The sequence below is a fragment of the Protofrankia sp. Cr1 genome, assembly GCF_963555865.1.
Taxonomy (GTDB): domain Bacteria; phylum Actinomycetota; class Actinomycetes; order Frankiales; family Frankiaceae; genus Protofrankia.
On the sequence record NZ_CAUVXO010000312.1, the window covers coordinates 4,317 to 6,967 of the forward strand.

2 protein-coding genes are annotated in these 2,651 nt (G+C 70.0%); both read right to left on the reverse strand.

Features of this window, described 5'->3' with window-relative positions:
* A partial coding sequence (locus tag U9980_RS20000; RefSeq protein WP_322769315.1) for a hypothetical protein occupies positions 1-240 on the reverse strand: 240 nt, incomplete at its 3' end.
* A 20-nt stretch (positions 241-260) separates the two neighbouring features.
* Positions 261-2,651, reverse strand: a 2,391-nt coding sequence (locus U9980_RS20005; protein ID WP_322769316.1) for a TOMM precursor leader peptide-binding protein, incomplete at its 5' end; no start/stop codon positions are given.

Genomic DNA, 2,651 nt, shown 5'->3' on the forward strand with positions numbered 1-2,651 from the left:
CAGGGGAGCTGAACCCGCCGCCACGGTAGCGACCAGCGTCGCGGGTAGCACCGGATCGGTGACCAGCATCCGCAGTGCGCCAGCCAGGCCGGGGCTGGGCCGACGGACCCGCACCGCCTTCGCCGACCCACCGATCACCAGGTCGGCGCCGTCGGCCACCACGTCGGCGTCAGCGCGTAGGGACAGGTACAGCCAATCAGCACAGCCGAGTGCCGGGTCAATCGTCCCGGTTACGCTCATCATTGGTCCTTCGTCCCCGGTCAAATGAACATCGGAACTGGGTTGAGGTCGTGCTCCGGCGTGGGAGCGGCCAGCCAGCCGAGCCCGACCGGCACCTCGTAGAGCCGTCCCGGCGCGAATCTGGCCCAGAAGTGCCGCATGCCCGGAACGATCACCTTGGCCACCGGGAGCCCGATATCCGGACGGGTCTGATCCAGGACGAGCATCTCCATACCACGTTCGGTCACCAGTCGTTCGGCCAGGGCTAGGTCATCGGCAAGATCGTCATGAGCCAACGCGGGCCAGCGCCCCGGACCGGACGGCGTGGTCCGGGGATCGGGCCGCAGATAGGTCGCCTCCGCCACGGTCGCGTTGCGCCACCACCATTCCTGCTCGGGGTCGTACGCGCCGTAGGTTCCGCTGCCGTCCGATCCGATGGGAAGCACCGCCGGCAGGAACTGGTTCATCTCGGTGAGCGCCCGCAGCAGCGCGATACGTGGGTCGAGGTGCGCACCGAAGGCGACGAGGATGTCCTCGGCCTGCTTGTCGGTGCGGCGCGACACAGCGCCCACCACGGGGATGCCGAAGTCCGAGGTGAGATCGAGCGCCCACACCTCACGGGCCAGCCCCGCGTAGAGCTCCCGGATCCGGTCGATCCACGGCTCGGCAAAGGCGTCGAGGTCGATCGCGGGACGCTGGACGCGGTTGTACCACCACAATGCGACGGCGTCCCGTTCGACGAGCTCGAAAAAGCCCTGCAGGACGGCGTCCTCACGGCTCGTCCCGGCGGCGTTGCCGTTGGAGTCGGCGACGGCGTACACCCCGCCACCGCGCTGCGGATAGCCGTAATAGAGGTAGGACGTCGGCAGCCAGCGCTGTCCGCCACCATTGAGCGACCAGACCGGCGACCACTCGATCGGGGTGTCGGGGTCCAGTGGGTCGTACACGACGTTGAACGGTGACCGACCAACGTTCCACTCCGTGCGGCCCGCGTACTGGTCACCGCTGAACAGCAGGCAGGAGGCGGGGTCGATCGCGCCGTCCAGGCCGGCCAGGGTGGCGGTCACCCGGGCCTCGTCACCCTGGAAGACACCGGAATAGCGCTCGATGCCCTCGCCGAGCGCGCTCGCCTTCGCCTGGATGTCCGTCATGCCCTTGCCGCAGCTCTGGCTGCGCAGCCCATGGCGCAGCATGCGCAGGTCCCGCACCTCACGGGCCAGGTTGTGGCCGGCCGCGTAGCCGTGCAGCAGGCCGGGCGGCACGCCGTGTCCGACATCGAGGTGGAACAGTCCGGTGACGGCTCCGGTGACCGGACTGACCTGGTGGAGGAACGCGCCGACGAACTCCTCGGGCGGGGTGGCCCGATGTCCGCCCTCGGCGGTGAAGCGCTTCTTGCGGCCCGACAACGTCACCGGCTGACGTGCCCTGGCCGCCATCAGGGTCGGATCCCCACATGCCGGACACTGGGGACGCCGCACTAGTTGATGACGTTCAGTGACAAGCGAGAAGGTGTCCAGTGTGATGACCACCGGCTCGGCATCCGGCATGCCGGCAAGCCACTTCGCCACCTCGAGCGCGATGATCTGCGCGCCCAGCGACGTGGTGACGGGCAACCGGGCCGCGGCGGTCGCGAACGGGGCATCCCGCCCGACCCGGCGCTGCAGGTAGGTCAGGGCCTGCCGGTTCGCCGACAACCGCTGGGCCAGGCACTCCCAGCAGCCGGTCCGGCCCGGCTCCAGCAGCGGCCCGACCCACAGGACGGAACCGACCGGCCTGGCCAGCAGCCAGGGACGTCCCGACCGCAGCGCGGCGGCGTTGTGTTCGGCGAGAGCGGGATGCAGATAGTCGTCGGTGACCGCCACCATCAGACTGTTGATCCCGGCACCTAGATCCGTACCGACATCCGTACCGACATCCGTACCGACAGCGATGCCGCAGGCTGCGAGCGCGGCCGCCACTGGCCGCGGGTCGACGTCGCCCAGGACCCGCAGATCGACGGCTCCCGCCGCGACAGCACCGGCGGCCTGGTCACCGTCGAGACCGGCGAGGTTCCAGAACGCCGCGCCCGCGCCGTCGGCCGCACCTTCGCCCACCCGGGCGCGCCCGGAGCGCACGAGCCGGTCCAGGCCGAACAGCACCCGCTCCTGGGGGAACCGGCCGACCAGCTCGGTGCTGATCTGCTCGGCAGTGCGGGTGCCGTCCAGCAACGGCGCCACCGCCTCCGCGAGGGGCCCTGCGAGCACATCCACACCTCGTTCGGAGATGAGGTAGAGCCCCTCGCCCTCGACAACCTGCGGGAGGAGATGGCCGCGGAAAGCCAGCACCCCATCCCCCGGGACACCGGACGGCCCGGTGATGGTCGACTCGATGGTCATCGTGTGCTCCTCAACGGTCGGCGCACTGGCAACGGTCAGTGCAGCGGCAACGGTCAG